Raw genomic sequence first — 16,296 nt, 5'->3', positions numbered from 1 at the left:
CGCTTTCAGTGGGGATGAGACCCGGCGGCCGCCATGATAACGGCGGTCGCGCCGGTCGCAAACGGGTAACTAGGGAGTGCCGGGAAACGGCGTGTCCTGCAGGCCGGAGTCAGACCTTCAGGATACGGTCGCCGCGGCCGACGCCGCAGACGCCGGAGCGCACCGTTTCCAGGATCAGCGCAGGGTCGAGGGCGCTGATGAAGGCATCGAGCTTCGACTGGTTGCCGGTCAGCTCGATGACGTAGGACGCATCGGTAACGTCGATGATGCGCGCGCGGAAGATCTCCGCCATGCGTTTCATCTCCTCGCGGTCCTTGCCGGTTGCGCGGACCTTGGTGAGCATCAGCTCGCGCTCGATATGCGCGGCTTCAGAAATGTCGACGACCTTGACCACCTCGACGAGCTTGTTCAGCTGCTTGGTGATCTGCTCGATGATGTCGTCCGAGCCGGTGGTGACGATGGTCATGCGCGACATCGAGGCATCCTCGGTCGGCGCGACGGTCAGCGATTCGATGTTGTAGCCGCGAGCCGAGAACAGGCCCGACACGCGCGACAGGGCGCCCGATTCGTTCTCGATCAGCAGGGAGATGACGTGTCTCATGAATAGTCTCTGGTCGATGCTTACAGGTCTTCGGCGGACAGGATCATCTCGGTGAGACCCTTGCCCCCTTGAACCATGGGGTACACGTTTTCGGTCTGGTCGATCTGGAAGTCCAGGAACACCAGGTCGTCCTTGCGCGCAAAGGCGTCACGCAGCGCGCCTTCGACGTCAGACGGTTTCTCGATCTTGAAGCCGACGTGGCCGTAGGCCTCGGCGAGTTTCGCGAAATCCGGCAGCGAATCCATGTAGGACTCGGAATAGCGCTCGCCGTGGAACAGCTGCTGCCACTGGCGCACCATGCCGAGGTAACGGTTGTTCAGGTTGCAGATCTTGAGCGGCAGACGGAACTGCTTGCAGGTCGACAATTCCTGGATGCACATCTGGATCGACGCTTCGCCGGTCACGCAGGCCACCTGGGTGCCCGGATTGGCGAGCTGCGCGCCCATCGCGTACGGCAGGCCCACGCCCATCGTGCCGAGGCCGCCCGAGTTCAGCCAGCGGCGCGGCTTGTCGAAGCGGTAGTACTGGGCCGCCCACATCTGGTGCTGGCCAACGTCGGAAGTGATGATGGCATTGCCTCCGGTCACTTCCCACAGCTTCTGCACGACGAACTGCGGCTTGATGATCTCGTCCGAGTTCTTGTACTTCATGCACTCGCGGCTGCGCCATTCCTCGACCTGCTTCCACCAGGTGCCGAGCGCATCGGCATTGTTGCGCGCCGGCGCGGCTTCGAGCTGGCGGATCATCTCTTCCAGCACGTCCTTGAGGTCGCCGACGATCGGCACGTCGACCTTCACGCGCTTGGAGATCGACGAGGGGTCGATGTCGACGTGGATGATCTTGCGTGGTTCTTCGGCGAAATTCGCCGGGTCGCCGATCACGCGGTCGTCGAAGCGCGCACCCACGGCCAGCAGCACGTCGCTGTAGTGCATCGCCATGTTGGCTTCGTAGGTGCCGTGCATGCCCGGCATGCCGAGGTACTGGCGGTCGCTGGCGGGATAGCCGCCCAGACCCATCAGCGTATTGGTGATCGGGTAGCCCAGCATGCGCGTGAGCTTGGTCAGCTGCTCCGAAGCGTTCGCCAGCACGACGCCGCCGCCGGTGTAGATCATCGGGCGCTTGGCTTCGAGCAGCAGTTGCACGGCCTTGCGGATCTGTCCCTGATGGCCCTTGACGACCGGGTTGTAGGAGCGCATCGAGACCTCTTTCGGGTACTCGAACTCGCACTTGTGCATGCTCACATCCTTGGGGATGTCGACCAGCACGGGGCCCGGGCGTCCGGTCTTCGCGAGGTAAAAGGCCTTCTTGATCGTCGAGGCGATGTCCTTGACGTCCTTGACGAGGAAATTGTGCTTCACGCAGGGGCGGGTAATGCCGACGGTGTCGACTTCCTGGAAGGCGTCCTGACCGATCGCGGCGGTCGGAACCTGTCCGCTGATGATTACCATCGGAATCGAGTCACAATACGCGGTCGCAATGCCGGTCACCGCATTGGTGGCGCCCGGGCCGGAGGTCACCAGCGCCACGCCGACCTGTTCGGTGCTGCGTGCAAAGCCGTCGGCCGCATGGACTGCCGCCTGCTCATGACGTACCAGCACGTGGCGGACCTTGTCCTGATTGAACAGCGCGTCGTAAATGTACAGCACCGCGCCGCCCGGGTAGCCGAATACGTATTCGACCTTTTCTTCCTGCAGACACCTGATTACAATTTCCGCACCAGTCAGCACCATCGCAAACTCGCTTATTTTCACGTTCTAAACGCGGAACGTTACCGGGCACTCGCCGTTTGGTCAAGGCTGCTGCCGCATTGCACAAAGCGGCGATTGACTCGGCTTCTCAAGGACTTCCAGCTGGCTTTCCGGGCAGAACTCTCCGCATTTCTCCAGAGCGTCGAAAAGCGTGCGTTCAAGCAGGCTGTTTACACCCTGCGGAACGACGACGCGGCACTGGATGCGGTGCAGGATGCGATGCTCAAGCTCTCCGTCAGTTACGGCGATCGGCCGGCTGAGGAGTTTCCAATGCTGTTCCAGCGCATTCTGCAGAACGTCGTCTACGACGCGCTGCGGCGGCAGAAGGTGCGCAACACGTGGACGACGCTCCTGTCGTCTTTCGTCGGCGACGATGAGCAGGACAGCGACAACGATCCCCTCGATACCCTCGCGGCCGACTCCGATGCGGCGTATGCCAGCACGCCGCACGGGCATTACGAGCGTGCGCGGACCCTGGCGGCGATCGAGCGCGAAATCGAACGCCTGCCCAACCGTCAACGCGAAGCCTTCCTCATGCGTTATTGGGAGGAAATGGATATTGCCGAGACGGCCGCCGCGATGGGGTGCTCCGAAGGGAGCGTGAAAACCCACTGCTCGCGTGCGACGCAGACGCTGGCCGCGGCACTCAAGGCGAAGGGGATTGTGCTATGAACGAGCAGGCATTCGCCCGCAGGGTCACGGCCCATCTGTCGGCCGCGGCGCGGGATGTCGATGATGATATTTCCGCACGCTTGCGCCAGGCGCGCGAGCGTGCGATCGCCGCCCATCGCCCGGCTCACGGCATCGCCGGCAGGTTTTCCGGAAGTGTCTTGCGTCGGCTGTTCCCGCCGGTGATTCGTTCGGCGGCAATGGCGGTCGCGATTCTGGCCGTGGTGCTGAGTGGGGATTACTGGATGACATGGTCGCGGGTCAGCACGTTGCAGGACGTGGACACCGCGTTGCTGATCGACGATTTGCCGATCGACGCTTATCTCGATGCGAATTTCAAGGCATGGTTGCAGCAAGACTCGCACTCCTGATTCTGGTGCTCGCCCTGTGCGGCCCGGTCGCTGCGGTCACCCCGATCGGTGCTCCGCAGTGGAGGAGCTTGAGTGTCGCCCAGCGCGAGGTGCTGGCGCCGCTTTCCGACGACTGGAACGGAATGGAGGAGGCGCACCGACAGAAGTGGATCGGTATTGCCGACCGCTACCCCCGCCTGACTCCGGAGGAGCAGGCGCGCATCCGCGCACGCATGAGGGACTGGGCGACACTCCGGCCCGATCAGCGCGAGCACGCGCGTGACCAGTATCGCGCGCTCCGCAACATCCCGTCCGACCGGCGCGAATCCCTGCAGGAGCAGTGGCAGCGTTATCGCAGCATTCCCCCCGAAGAGCGTCAGCTCAAGTCCGGCCCTCGCGCACCGCGCCCCCTCCAGCGACCGCCTGCGCGCGGCACCCAGGAATGACGAAACACACCGCAATCCGGAATACAAACAACCCTGCATCCAGCACAAGTTCGAGTCAGGCCAGAGTTGTCGAACTCGCCGGCCTGCGCCGTCGCCTGGCGAGCTTGCTTTACGAGTCGCTGCTGCTGCTCGGCGTGCTTGCGCTGACCTTCATGGTGCCTTACCTGTTGCTGGGGTATTTTTTCAACATCGCCCCGGCCGGATCGGTGGCGTGGCTGCACCTCTATGTGGTTCTGGGCGGGTATTTCGTCTGGTACTGGCGCGGGCGCGGGCAGACGCTGGCGATGCAGACCTGGCGCCTGCGGCTGGTCACGGCCGATGGTCATGCCCCAAGCCTGACGAGTTGCTTCCTGCGCTACACGCTGGCATGGCCGTCGGTGCTGTGCTTCGGCGTCGGCCTGTTGTGGGCGCTGGTTGACCGTGACCGCCAGTTCCTGCATGACCGGCTGGCGGGCACGCGGATCGTGCTGCTTCCCTGAAGCACGCCCACCCGGCGACGCGCGGGGGTAGTGCGTTTCGTGCCGGGCGGGTCTCCCGGCGTATACTTCCGGCTTGTCCCAGAAGCGGCTGGACAGCCGGAGAGATAATGAAAACCGAACACGCCCCAAGCATTCAACGCTCCGATTACACACCATTGGCATGGAATGTCGATGGCGTCGATCTGCATTTCGCACTTGATCCCGCCGCGACGGTAGTAACGAGCCGCCTGCGGTGTTCACGCAACACACAAATTGCCCCGGCCCCCTTGCGCTTGCTTGGCGAGGACCTCGAGGTGCTGGGCCTGACCGTCGACGGAGTCGAAGCCGCGCCCGGACTGGTCACGCAGGGCGAGGGCTGGCTTGAAATCGCGCTCGAAGGGCGCAGCGCTGAAGTCGGTATCGTCACCCGCATCAATCCGCAGTCGAATACGAGCCTTTCGGGCCTATACGTGTCGCGTGGCGGCTTCTTCACCCAGTGCGAAGCGGAGGGCTTTCGCCGCATTACCTGGTTCCCTGATCGGCCGGATGCGATGACGCGCTTCACCGTCACGCTCGAAGCCGACGCTGCGAGCTGCCCGGTGCTGCTGTCGAACGGCAACCTGATCGAGCAGGGACCGCTCGCGGGCGGGCGCCACTACGCCAGGTGGGAGGATCCGTTCCCGAAGCCTTCGTATCTGTTTGCGCTGGTCGCGGCGAAGCTGGTGGCGCTGGAGCGTCGCGTAACGACCGCATCGGGCCGCGAGGTGCTGCTGCAGGTGTGGGTCGAGGAAGGCAATCTCGACCGTACCGAACATGCGATGGATTCGCTGATCCACTCGATGCGCTGGGACGAGGAGGTGTTCGGACTGGAGCTCGATCTCGACCGCTTCATGATCGTCGCGGTGAGCGATTTCAACATGGGGGCGATGGAGAACAAGGGGCTCAACATCTTCAACGCCAAGTACGTGCTGGCGAAGCCCGATACCGCGACGGACGTCGATTACGAGCACATCGAGAGCGTGGTCGCGCACGAATATTTCCACAACTGGACCGGCAACCGCGTGACTTGCCGCGACTGGTTCCAGCTCACGCTCAAGGAAGGCCTGACGGTCTTCCGCGACCAGCAGTTTTCCGCAGACATGCTCGCCGTGGCGGCCGGGGATGCCGGTGCGGCATCCGCCCGCGCGGTCAAGCGCATTGACGACGTGCGCGTGCTGCGCGCGGTGCAGTTTGCCGAGGATGCCGGGCCGATGGCGCATCCGATTCGTCCGGACAGCTACCAGGAGATCAACAACTTCTACACCGCGACGGTGTATGAGAAGGGGGCGGAAGTCATCCGCATGCTGCATACGCTGCTGGGCGCCGAGGGCTTCCGCAACGGCATGGACCTGTATTTCAGCTATCACGACGGTCAGGCGGTGACCTGCGATGACTTCGTCGACTGCATGGCCGAAGCAAACGGCCACGATCTGGACCAGTTCATGCGTTGGTATAGCCAGGCGGGGACGCCGCATGTGAAGGCTGCCGGCGCCTACGACGCGGCAAGCCGCAGCTACACGCTGATGCTGTCGCAGCATACGCCGCCCACACCGGGGCAGACGGACAAGCAGCCGCTGCTGATCCCGGTAGCGGTCGGGCTGATCGGGCCCGATGGCCGTGACCTGCCGCTGCGTCTGGAGGGCGAGAATCATGCGGGCGTCACGACGCGGGTACTCGAACTGAGCGAGGTCGAGCAGTCCTTCCGCTTCCTCGATGTGGCGGTCGAGCCGGTTCCCTCGGTGCTGCGCGGTTTTTCCGCGCCGGTGATCCTGGATCTGGCTGAGGACGATGCGCGGCTCGCGTTCCGCATGGCGCACGACACCGACGCCTTCAACCGTTGGGATGCCGCGCAGCGTTTCGCCGAGCGCGTGATTCTCGTGCTGACGGCGGATGCCGCAGCCGGTCGTACGCTGGCGGTTCCGGCTGACTTTGTCGCGGCCTTCCGGGCGCTGTTGAACGACGCCGCGCTGGACCCGGCCTTCCGCGCACAGGCGATGACCCTGCCGTCGGAAGGCTATCTGATTGAGCGCATGCAGCCGGCCGACCCGGCGCCCCTGCGTGTCGCGCTGATGCATCTGATGCGCGCCCTCGGGACACACCTCGCGGACGACTGGCTGGCCTTGTGCCGTACGCTGGAAGTGACCGGCCCCTATCGCTATCACCCGACGGATGCCGGCCGGCGTGCGCTGGGCAATCTGGCACTGAAATACCTGGCCGCGGCGGGCGTTCCCGAAGGACTTGCGTGGGCACAGGCGCAGTTCGCGCGCTTCGGCAACATGACCGAGGGCGTCGGCGCGCTCGCCGCGCTGGTGCAGAGCGCGAGTCCGGCGCGCGAAGCGGCGCTGGGCGCGTTCCATGCCCGCTATCGCGACGATGCGCTAGTGCTCGACAAGTGGTTTGCGCTGCAGGCGGGGGCATGGCGCTGGGACGCAACGGCCGCACCGGTGCTCGAGCGGGTGCGTGCGCTGATGGTCGATCCGGCCTTCAGCCTCGCCAACCCGAACAAGGTATATGCGCTATTGGGAAGTTTCTTCCGCGCCAACCCGGCCGAGTTCCATGCGGCCGATGGCAGCGGTTACGCGTTCTGGGCGGATCAGGTGATTGCGCTGGATGCGAGGAACCCGCAGGTGGCGGCGCGCATGGCGCGGTCCCTGGAAAACTGGCAGCGCTTCACGCCAGCCTTGCAGGCGCTCATTCGCGTGCAACTCGAGCGCGTTGCAGGGGCGACTGGTTTGTCGCCGGATGTGACGGAAATCGTCGAGAAGGCGCTCGCAGACTGAGCGCCGCTGCGGCACGGGTCACGGCGTGGCCGTGACCCGTGCCGGCGGATGAATCAGCGACAAACGTGACGCAGGGTCGTGTGGCGCCCCTGCCGTCAGGTCGCCAGATCGCCGGCAATGTAGCTCGACAGATGGTTGATCGTCTTTTCCTGCTGGTCGATCACCGCCTTGACGACGTCGCCGATAGTGACGATGCCGACAATCTTTCCATGATCGACGACGGGCAGATGGCGGAAACGGTTTTCCGTCATGATGTTCATCACCTCGTCGAGCGTCTGCGAGGGCGTGATCGTACACACGTTCGGCGTCATCACGTCACCGACGGTGGCCTCCTTGGAATTCAGGCCCTTGAGTACCAGTTTGCGCGCGTAGTCGCGCTCGGTGAATATGCCGGCAAGACGATCGTTCTGGGTGACCAGCACGGAGCCGATATCGTGCCGGGCCATCACGGACAGGGCGTCGAGCACGCTGACGTCGGGTGATACGGCGTGCGTTACCGCGCCCTTCTGTTCAAGAATCTGTCGCACCGTAACAGTCGTAGCAATCATCATTCAAATCCCTCCCGTTGTTGTTGGCTGTCGCGCAGCTGCTCCCCGATGTCGGAGCATGTTGGCATAGCTTGAAACGAAGTGAGCGCCGATGCAAGTGTGAGCGCAGCCAGTGCGGCGCCCGTGGCGTCCTGGCGGCTCAGATTTCAAGGTTGTCGATCAGCCGGGTGCGGCCCAGTTTGGCTGCGGCGAGGACCACCAGCGGGTTGTCGGCCTGCACCGGGGGTTGAAGGTCGGCGCGGCGGCGTACGGCGATGTAGTCGGGATGCCAGCCGTGCGCGGCCAGTTCTGCTACTGCTTCGGTTTCGAGCTTGAGGAAGTCGTGATCGCCGCCGCGCACGGCATCGCGGATGCGTGCCAGCTGACGATGCAGGCGCGGCGCCTCGGCGCGCTCTTCGGGCGACAGATAGCTGTTGCGTGATGACAGCGCCAGGCCATCGGCCGCGCGTACGGTTTCACCGGGCAGGACTTCGACCGGGATGGCCAGTTCGCGCACCATGTTGCTCAGCACCATCAGTTGCTGATAGTCCTTCTTGCCGAACAGGGCGAAGTCGGGCTGCACGATGTTGAGCAGCTTGAGGACCACGGTGGCGACGCCCCGGAAGTGGTCGGGGCGGAATTCACCTTCCAGGATGCTGATCTGCGCCGGCGCCGGGTCAATGTAATAGTGTTGCGGCTCCGGATACATCACGCTTTCGTCGGGGGCGAAGACGTGCGTGACGCCGGCGGCTTCAAGTCTTTCGCAGTCCGCGGCGAGGGTGCGGGGATAGTTGTTGAAGTCTTCGCGCGGGCCGAACTGCAGGCGGTTCACGAAGATGCTGGCGATGACGCAGTCGGCACGTTCGCCGGCTTGGCGCATCAGGGTGATGTGACCGTCGTGCAGGTTGCCCATGGTGGGGACGAAGGCAACCTTCCCGGCGCTGGCGCGGGCGGTACGCAGGCTGGCGATGGTGGTGTGGATCTGCATGAGGCGTGATCTCGGCGGCTGTTTGAGGGGGTGACAGGGCTCAGTAACAGTGTTCGGGGGCGGGGAAGCTGCCGTCCTTGACGGCGCGGACGTAGTTTTCCACGGCTTCATCGATGCTTGTTGCGCCGATCATGAAGTTCTTGACGAACCGCGCCTTTTTGCCCGGGTAGACACCGATCATGTCATGCAGGACCAGCACCTGACCATCGCAATCGGGGCCGGCGCCGATGCCGATGGTGGCCATCGACGTGAGGCTGGCGGTGACGTCGCGGGCGACACTGGCGGGAACCATCTCCATGACCATCAGCGCGGCACCGGCCTGCTCGAGCGCCAGCGCATCGGCCTTGAGCTGGGCTGCGCCCGCTTCACTGCGGCCCTGCACGCGATAGCCGCCGAGCTGGTGCACGGACTGGGGGGTGAGGCCGATATGGGCGCATACGGGTACACCGCGTTCGACGAGGAAATGAATGGTTTCGGCCATGAAGGCGCCGCCTTCGAGCTTGACCATGTTGGCGCCGGCGGCCATCAAGCGGGCGGCGTTGCGCAGCGCCTGGGCGGGGCTTTCCTGATAGCTGCCGAAGGGCATGTCGGCGACGACGAAGGTGCGCTTGCTGCCGCGGCCGACGCATTCGGTGTGATACACCATGTGCTCGATGGTCACCGGCAGGGTCGATTTCTGGCCTTGCAGCACGTTGCCTAGCGAGTCGCCGACCAGGGCAACGTCGACGCCGGTGCGATCGAGCAGTGCCGCGAAGCTTGCGTCATAACAAGTGAGCATGCTGATCTTGCGCCCGTCGGCGCGCATCTTGCCCAGTTCGAACAGGGTGACGGGTTTATCGTCCTGAAGGTAGCTCATCGGGTACTCCTCGGAAGGGCGCGAGTGTTTCGCAAAATGCGCCGGGGCACAAGCCAGTAGGGAACGGGGACCGCGGGGGCGTTCAGCCGGCGTAGCCGAAGAACTCGCGGTAGCTGCGCATGTTGCGCAGACGCTCGAGCAGCAGTTCGAAGTCGTCGTCCTGGTCGACCGGGTTGAGGACTTCGGCGTCGACAATGAACAGCGGTGCGGCTTCGTACTCGTAGAAGAAGCGTGCGTAGCGCTCGGCGACGCGAGCAAGGTAGTGCTCGGTGATGCGCCGTTCGGCGTCCATGCCACGCCGGCGCACGCGTTCGATCAGAGTCTCCGGCTTGGCCTGCAGATACACCACCAGGTCCGGTTTGGGGGGCGAAGCCGGCTTCATGGTGTCGAAAACCCTTTGGTACAGGGCGAGTTCGTCGTTCGCAAGGTTGAGCGCGGCGAACAGCGGATCCTTGTCGAGCACGAAATCGGAAACCACGCGCTGCGGCTGATCGATGCTTTCGGCAAGGATGGCGAGCTGGTCGATACGCTGGAACAGGAAGTGCATCTGGGTCGACATCGCCCAGCGCTCGGGGTCCTGGTAGAAGCGGCCAAGGAAGGGGTTCAACTCGGGCTGCTCGAATAGCGGCTGCGCGTCGAGCCGCTCTGCAAGCCGGCGTGCGAGCGAGGTCTTGCCTGCGCCGATGGGCCCTTCGACCACGATGTAGCGTGCCTTGTCCAGCATGCCCGGTAGTTGCCTCTAGTTGCGAAAAATGAAATATACGGCGCCAAGCATACACAAGGCGGCCCAAAGGTAGTCAAGCTTCATCGGCTGTTTCATATACAGCACGACGAAGGGCACGAACACCAGCAGGGTGATGACCTCCTGCATGATCTTGAGCTGTGCGAGGCTGAGTTCGGACGCGCCGATGCGGTTTGCAGGCACCTGCAGCAGGTATTCGAACAGGGCGATGCCCCAGCTGACGATGGCGGCCACGAACCAGGCCTTCGACTGCATGTTCTTGAGGTGCCCGTACCACGCGAAGGTCATGAAGACATTCGACGCGCTGAGCAGCAAGGCGGTCTGAACCCATACGGGCAGGGTCTGCATCCAGGCGGTCATGCGGTTTGCCGTGCGGAATCAGGTGCTCAGGCGTTCGGTGGCCTGGTCACGAACGCCTGCGAGCAGGTCGGTGACGACGCCGCGGCCGGGAATCATGGTGCGTGGGGCGATTTCTGCCAGCGGCACGAGCACGAAGGCGCGCAGGTGCATGCGCGGGTGCGGGATCTCGAGGCCGGGCAGGGCGAGGATCGCGTCACCGTATAGCAACAGGTCAAGGTCCAGGGTGCGCGGCGCCTGATGGTAGTCGCGGGTACGACCCTGCCGCCGCTCGATGTCGAGCAGGGCGTCGAGCAACGCGCGCGCGGGCAGGGTGGTATCAACGGCTGCGACGGCGTTGATGTAATCGGGCTGGCCACTGACCCCAACCGGGGCCGTGCGGTACAGGCTGGAACGCGCCACCAGGCGCGTGTCCGGCAGTTCGGTCAGCGCAACGAAGGCGGATTCGAGCGTGGCGATCGCGTCGCCGAGGTTGGCGCCGAGGGCGATGTGCGCGCGCACCGGGCCGGGAGCCCGGTGCGGGCTGGCGATGCTCATGATGCGTCGGCGCCCGCGCTGTGTTCGCCCGCTTCTGCGGGCTTGCGGCGGCGACGGCGGCGTTTGCGCTCGGGGGCTTCGGTGGCAGCGGGCGCATCGGCAAGCAGGGCCTCGCGAGCATCATGCCCGGCATGCGCGAAGCGGTCCCACCAGTCGGGCAGCGCCATCGGGAGCTCGCCTGATTGCGCGCGCAGACGCAGGAAATCCCACGCGGCGCGGTAACGCGGCTGTTCGATGAGGCGGAACGGGGCCTTGCCGTTGCACTTTTCAAAGCGCGGTTGCAGGGCCCAGATTTCCTTGATGTCGCCGACGATGCGTTTGGTGATCGCGAGCTTGCCGGCCTGGGCGTCGAGGACTTCGTCCATCGCGGCGAAGAGCGCCGGCTGGGTATGCTCGCCGTCGCCCTTGCGCGTTTCCCAGCTGGCGAGCACCTGATGCCAGAGCAGGGTGGCGAACAGGAAGCCGGGCGACACCGGCTTGTCGGCGCGCACGCGATCGTCGGTGTTCTCCAGCGACAGCCAGACAAAGCGTTCGCCCATCGGTTGCTCGAGGATGACGTCGAGCAGGGGCAGCAGGCCGTGGTGCAGGCCTTCCTCGCGCAACTGTTTCAGGCATTTGACCGCGTAGCCGGAGAACAGCAGCTTGAGCATCTCGTCGAACAGGCGTGCTGCGGGAACGTTTTCCAGCAGCGAGGCCATCTCGCGGATCGGATGGCGGGCGGCCGGATCGAGGCTGAGACCGAGCTTGGCGCCCAGGCGCACGCCGCGCAGCATGCGCACCGGGTCTTCGCGGTAGCGTGCACGCGGGTCGCCGATGATGCGCAGGGTTTTTTGCTTGAGATCGGCGACGCCGTGGTGGTAGTCGAGGATCTGCTCGCTGGTCGGGTCGTAGTACAGGGCGTTGACGGTGAAGTCGCGCCGCGTCGCGTCTTCGGCTTGCGAGCCGTATACGTTGTCGCGCAGCACGCGGCCGTGTTCGTCGGTTTCGGAGTCCTCGGCCGTCTGACTGGCGCGGAAGGTCGAGACTTCGATGGTCTCGGGGCCGCTCATCACGTGCACGATCTTGAAGCGGCGCCCGATGATGCGCGAGCGGCGGAATAGTGCGCGGACTTCCTCGGGCGTGGCGCTGGTGGCGACGTCGTAGTCCTTGGGCGGGTGGCCGACCAGCAGGTCGCGCACGGCACCGCCGACGACGAAGGCCTTGTGGCCGCCTTCCTGCAGCACCGTGCAGACCTTGCGCGCAGCCGGCGAGAGCTGTTCGCGGCGGATGCCGTGCTGCGTCACCGGGACCAGCGCGGGTTCGGTGTTGATGGGCGACGCGGTGCGGCGAAAGACTTTGCGCAGCAACTTGCGGATCATTGGAAAGAGGGTTGTACGGTCAACATAAGCCGTCAATCATAACCGATGGCAGGCCCTCAGCGCAGGGAAATGACCGGCCAGCCGGCGGCGAGCGCGTGTCCGCGCAGGGTGTCGTCGGGGTCGACTGCCACCGGATCGGTGACGCGCGACATCAGCGGCAGGTCGTTGTGCGAGTCGCTGTAGAACCACGAGCGTTCAAAGCTGCCCAGATACAGGCCCAGCGATTCGAGCCAGTTGTCGACGCGTTCGATCTTGCCCGCCTTGAATGACGGCATGCCGCGCGGCTTGCCGGTGAAGGCGCCGTCTTCCTGTGCGGGAATGGTGGCGACGAGGTGCGGGATGCCGAATTCGCGCACGATCGGGCCGGTGACGAAACTGTTCGTGGCGGTGACGACGGCGACCAGGGCGCCACGTTCGATGTGCTCGCGCACCAGCGCGCGTGACTTGTCGGTGATCATCGGCGCGACCGAATTCGCCATGAATTCGCGGTGCCAGGCATCGAGTTGCGCCCGCGTGTGCCGCGCGAGGGGGGCGAGCTGGAAGTCGAGGAATTCAAAGATGTCCAGCGTGCCGGCCTTGTACTGTTCGTAAAAGGCGACGTTTTTCGCTTCCTGCACTTCGCGGTCGAGAACGCCCTTGGTGATGAGGAATTGCGCCCAGGCGAAATCGGAGTCGCCGTTGAGCAGGGTGTTGTCGAGATCGAAGAGAACGAGATCCACGGTGATTTCCTTGGGGTCGGTTGCGGTGCCTGCAGGTGCCTCAGATGTCGAGTCCGGCCTGCATCATTTCGCGCAGCAGCGGCAGCGTGACGGCGCGCTTGCGTTCCAGCGAGGCGGTGTCGAGGGCGTCGAGCACGGCGAGCAGGCTGGGCAGGTCGCGGCGGCCGTGGCGCATCAGGAAGTCGATGACTTCGTCGGCAAGGCGCAGGCCGCGGCGTGCGGCGAGCGTCGCGAGGATCGCCGTGCGCGATTCGTCGTCGAGCGGGCGGACTTCGAAGATCAGGCACTGGCCGATGCGCGTGCGCAGGTCTTCGCGCAGCGCGAGATTGCGCGGCGCGTCGGCGCCGGCGAGGAGGAGCGTCTGGCCGAGCGGGCGCGAGCGGTTGAAGGCGTTGAAGAGCGCGATCTGTGCGGCCGGGGCGAGGGCGTGCACGTCGTCGACGGCGAGCAGCAGGCTGGGCGTCTGCGGCAGTTCGTCGCCGACGTCGGCGGCGGCGACGTTCGTGGCGGGGCGCCCCGCGGCTTGCGCCGCGGCGAGCGCCGCGCGCAGCAGGTGGCTGCGGCCGCTGCCGGCCGGGCCCCACAGGTACAGGTGGCCGGGCAGGCCCGCGATGCCGCGGAGCGTGGCGACGAGTTCCTCATTGCCGCCGACGACGAAGTTGTCGAGGGTCGGCGGCGCATCCGGGCGGATGTCGAGAACGAGTTGTTTCATGGCTGCTGGCCGTCAGGCGGTTTATCACCGAGATAGAGACGGCTGGAGAGCCAGGCCGTGCGGACTTCGCGCAGGCCGACGAGGATCGCCGCGCTGGCCGGCAACGCGACGAGGATGCCGACGAAGCCGAACAGCTGGCCGAAGGCCATCAGCGCGAAGATCACCGCGAGCGGGTGCAGGCCGATGCGTTCGCCGACGAGATAGGGGGTGAGCACAAAGCTTTCGACCAGTTGGCCGATGGCGAACACGATGGCGACGCCGATCAGCGGCGGCCAGCCTTCGGCCTGCAGCAGGGCAGTGAGGATCGCGAGAATCAGCCCGCCGCCGAAGCCGACATAGGGGATGAAGACCAGCAGGCCGGTGATGACGCCGACCGGCAGCGCGAAGCGCAGTCCGGCAAGCCACAGGCCGGCGCTGTAGAAGACCGCGAGCAGCAGCATCACCGAGAGCTGGCCGCGCAGGAATTCGGAGAGTACGCGGTCGATGTCGTTGATGATGCGCATCGTGCGCGCCAGCATCGGGCGCGGTATGACGGTCTGCAGCCCATCGAGGAGTTTCGGCCAGTCCTGCAGCAGGTAGAACATCACCACCGGCACGAGGAAGACGCTGGCGGCGACACCCAGCAGTGCGAGGCCGCCCTGGCGCAACTGGCCGAGGACCACCGGGATCAGGTCCTGGGCGGTATCCCAGTGCTCCGCAATCCAGCCGCGCACGAAGGCGGCGTCGAGCTGGAGGTCGATGTCGAAGTGCGTCATCAGCAGCGGCGCGAGGCGCGCGTTGGCGAGCTCGATGAGGTCGGGCAGGCGGCGGATCAGCCCGACGGCCTCGCGATAGATCATCGGCGCGAGGATCAGCATCAGCAAGAGCAGCACCGCGCCCGTGCCGAGGATCACCAGCAGCACCGCCGCAGGGCGCGGGATGCGACGCGCGACGAGCCAGTTGACGGCGGGGTCGCAGATGTAGGCGAACACCGCAGCGATCGCGAACGGCGCGAGAATCGGCCCCAGCGCGTAGAACAGGGCAGCCAGCGCCAGCGCAACGCCGGCCCAGGCGGCGGTTTGCAGACGGTCGGCGCGGGAAGGGTTCATTTCGAGTAAAATCGCGGACTTGGCGCGGGTGCATGGAGACCCGCAGAACCCGTAAATGTAGCCACTTGGCGTTGCGGCCTCAAGTTTTCCCGCTCGCCCCGTCGGCCCGAACGCGCATTCCGCAAGCTAGAGGAACGATCTTGAGCTCCCCGAAACCTTCGCTTTCCTACCGTGATGCCGGTGTCGATATCGACGCCGGCGACGCCCTCGTCGACCGCATCAAGCCGCTCGCGAAACGCACCATGCGCCCCGAAGTGCTGGGCGGCATCGGCGGCTTCGGCGCGCTGTTCGAATTGTCGAAGAAGTACCGCGAGCCGGTGCTGGTGTCGGGCACAGACGGCGTCGGCACCAAGCTGAAGCTGGCGTTCCAGCTGAACAAGCATGACACCGTCGGCCAGGATCTGGTGGCGATGAGTGTGAACGACATCCTCGTGCAGGGCGCCGAGCCGCTGTTTTTCCTCGACTACTTCGCCTGCGGCAAGCTGGACGTCGATACGGCTGCGAGCGTCGTCGGCGGCATCGCGCGCGGTTGCGAGCTGTCGGGCTGCGCACTGATCGGTGGTGAAACCGCCGAGATGCCGGGCATGTACCCGGACGGCGAATACGACCTGGCGGGTTTCGCGGTCGGCGCGGTCGAGAAGTCGGAAATCATCGACGGCTCGAAGATCGTGCCGGGCGACGTAGTGCTGGGCCTGGCCTCGAGTGGGGCGCATTCGAACGGCTATTCGCTGATCCGCAAGATCATCGAGCGCGCGAAGCCGGATCTGGATGCGGATTTCCACGGCCGTCCGTTCCGCGACGTGGTGCTGGAGCCGACCCGGCTGTACGTGAAGTCGATGCTGGGCCTGATGCGTGCGATTCCGGGCGTGGTCAAGGGCATGGCGCACATCACCGGCGGCGGTCTGCTGGAGAACGTGCCGCGCATCCTGGGCGAGAGTCTCACCGCGCGTCTGGAGGCTTCGTCCTGGACGCTGCCGCCGCTGTTCCAGTGGCTGAAGCAGGAAGGCAACGTGGCCGACCAGGAGATGTACCGCGTGTTCAACTGCGGCGTCGGCATGGTGGTGATCGTATCGGCCGAGCAGGCCGACGTGGCGGTCGCGAACCTCGAAGCGGCGGGCGAGACGGTGTATCGGCTCGGGCGCATCGAAGCCCGTGCCGAGGGCGCGGCGCAGACCACGGTCGGCTGAGTTCCGATGCCGGGGCCCGCGGTGGCCCCTTCGCCCTGTGCAACTTGTCGCACGGCGGCTTGTCACGAGAACAAGCGGAGCGCACCCATGACGGTGCGCTCGTTTTTTCCACCCGCCGGCCCCTCTGTCAGCGC

18 protein-coding genes are annotated in these 16,296 nt (G+C 65.2%); 6 read left to right on the top strand and 12 right to left on the bottom strand.

All coding sequences use genetic code 11. The features are described 5' to 3' along the window. Positions 1-109: 109 nt before the first annotated feature. Both ilvN and GPA25_RS10865 read right to left on the bottom strand, forming a co-directional pair. Positions 110-601, bottom strand: a complete 492-nt coding sequence (ilvN, locus tag GPA25_RS10870) for an acetolactate synthase small subunit (RefSeq protein WP_169260399.1) — start codon at positions 599-601, stop codon at positions 110-112. Between the two features lie 20 nt (positions 602-621). Further along, positions 622-2,295 (bottom strand): acetolactate synthase 3 catalytic subunit, encoded by a 1,674-nt coding sequence (locus tag GPA25_RS10865; RefSeq protein WP_343034900.1) that lies wholly within the window; start codon positions 2,293-2,295, stop codon positions 622-624. Here GPA25_RS10865 and GPA25_RS10860 point away from each other — a divergent pair. The 5 genes from GPA25_RS10860 to pepN all read left to right on the top strand — a co-directional run bounded on the left by GPA25_RS10860 (position 2,200) and on the right by pepN (position 7,091). Then, positions 2,200-3,021: an RNA polymerase sigma factor gene (locus GPA25_RS10860; RefSeq protein ID WP_343034896.1), complete on the top strand. Its 822-nt coding sequence runs from the start codon at positions 2,200-2,202 to the stop codon at positions 3,019-3,021. The two genes, GPA25_RS10865 and GPA25_RS10860, sit on opposite strands and share 96 nt — an antisense overlap. Then, the gene (locus GPA25_RS10855) at positions 3,018-3,389 is read left to right on the top strand and encodes a DUF3619 family protein (RefSeq protein WP_169260397.1); all 372 of its coding nucleotides are present in this window, start codon (positions 3,018-3,020) and stop codon (positions 3,387-3,389) included. The genes GPA25_RS10860 and GPA25_RS10855 overlap by 4 nt, the downstream gene beginning before the upstream one ends. After that, a complete protein-coding gene (locus GPA25_RS10850; protein WP_169260396.1) occupies positions 3,362-3,814 on the top strand; it encodes a DUF3106 domain-containing protein in 453 nt (150 codons plus the stop codon). The genes GPA25_RS10855 and GPA25_RS10850 overlap by 28 nt, the downstream gene beginning before the upstream one ends. Next, positions 3,811-4,293 carry an RDD family protein gene (locus tag GPA25_RS10845; RefSeq protein ID WP_169260395.1) on the top strand — a complete coding sequence of 161 codons (483 nt, stop codon included), beginning with the start codon at positions 3,811-3,813 and terminating at the stop codon, positions 4,291-4,293. The genes GPA25_RS10850 and GPA25_RS10845 overlap by 4 nt, the downstream gene beginning before the upstream one ends. 107 nt (positions 4,294-4,400) lie before the next feature. After that, a complete protein-coding gene (gene pepN / locus GPA25_RS10840; protein ID WP_169260394.1) occupies positions 4,401-7,091 on the top strand; it encodes an aminopeptidase N in 2,691 nt (896 codons plus the stop codon). 95 nt (positions 7,092-7,186) lie between these two features. On the opposite strand, the gene GPA25_RS10835 is transcribed toward pepN, so the two are convergent. The 10 genes from GPA25_RS10835 to GPA25_RS10790 form a co-directional block, all read right to left on the bottom strand. Next, positions 7,187-7,642, bottom strand: coding sequence for a CBS domain-containing protein (locus GPA25_RS10835; RefSeq protein ID WP_246265606.1), 456 nt, complete (start codon positions 7,640-7,642; stop codon positions 7,187-7,189). A 136-nt stretch (positions 7,643-7,778) separates the two neighbouring features. Then, complete coding sequence (panC, locus tag GPA25_RS10830; RefSeq protein ID WP_169260393.1) at positions 7,779-8,606, bottom strand: pantoate--beta-alanine ligase; 828 nt, start codon at positions 8,604-8,606, stop codon at positions 7,779-7,781. A gap of 40 nt (positions 8,607-8,646) precedes the next feature. Further along, a complete protein-coding gene (panB, locus tag GPA25_RS10825; RefSeq protein ID WP_169260392.1) occupies positions 8,647-9,462 on the bottom strand; it encodes a 3-methyl-2-oxobutanoate hydroxymethyltransferase in 816 nt (271 codons plus the stop codon). Between the two features lie 82 nt (positions 9,463-9,544). Beyond that, the gene (locus tag GPA25_RS10820) at positions 9,545-10,186 is read right to left on the bottom strand and encodes a deoxynucleoside kinase (RefSeq protein ID WP_169260391.1); all 642 of its coding nucleotides are present in this window, start codon (positions 10,184-10,186) and stop codon (positions 9,545-9,547) included. Positions 10,187-10,201: 15 nt separating this feature from the next. Continuing rightward, positions 10,202-10,564 (bottom strand): DMT family protein, encoded by a 363-nt coding sequence (locus tag GPA25_RS10815; protein WP_169260390.1) that lies wholly within the window; start codon positions 10,562-10,564, stop codon positions 10,202-10,204. Between the two features lie 18 nt (positions 10,565-10,582). After that, a complete protein-coding gene (gene folK / locus GPA25_RS10810; RefSeq protein WP_169260389.1) occupies positions 10,583-11,098 on the bottom strand; it encodes a 2-amino-4-hydroxy-6-hydroxymethyldihydropteridine diphosphokinase in 516 nt (171 codons plus the stop codon). Further along, positions 11,095-12,456, bottom strand: a complete 1,362-nt coding sequence (pcnB, locus tag GPA25_RS10805) for a polynucleotide adenylyltransferase PcnB (protein ID WP_169260388.1) — start codon at positions 12,454-12,456, stop codon at positions 11,095-11,097. The genes folK and pcnB overlap by 4 nt, the downstream gene beginning before the upstream one ends. A gap of 56 nt (positions 12,457-12,512) precedes the next feature. Further along, positions 12,513-13,175, bottom strand: a complete 663-nt coding sequence (locus tag GPA25_RS10800; RefSeq protein ID WP_169260387.1) for a histidinol-phosphatase — start codon at positions 13,173-13,175, stop codon at positions 12,513-12,515. 40 nt (positions 13,176-13,215) lie between these two features. Continuing rightward, positions 13,216-13,887 carry a DnaA regulatory inactivator Hda gene (hda, locus tag GPA25_RS10795; RefSeq protein WP_169260386.1) on the bottom strand — a complete coding sequence of 224 codons (672 nt, stop codon included), beginning with the start codon at positions 13,885-13,887 and terminating at the stop codon, positions 13,216-13,218. After that, positions 13,884-14,975, bottom strand: a complete 1,092-nt coding sequence (locus tag GPA25_RS10790) for an AI-2E family transporter (protein WP_169260385.1) — start codon at positions 14,973-14,975, stop codon at positions 13,884-13,886. Before GPA25_RS10790 ends, hda begins: the two co-directional genes overlap by 4 nt. 140 nt (positions 14,976-15,115) lie before the next feature. Here GPA25_RS10790 and purM point away from each other — a divergent pair, with 140 nt between their 5' ends. After that, a complete protein-coding gene (purM, locus tag GPA25_RS10785) occupies positions 15,116-16,162 on the top strand; it encodes a phosphoribosylformylglycinamidine cyclo-ligase (RefSeq protein WP_169260384.1) in 1,047 nt (348 codons plus the stop codon). Positions 16,163-16,296: the final 134 nt, after the last annotated feature.

Source organism: Aromatoleum diolicum, from assembly GCF_012910955.1.
GTDB classification, from domain to species: Bacteria; Pseudomonadota; Gammaproteobacteria; order Burkholderiales; family Rhodocyclaceae; genus Aromatoleum; species Aromatoleum diolicum.
This window is presented reverse-complemented; position numbering and strand designations above follow the sequence as displayed.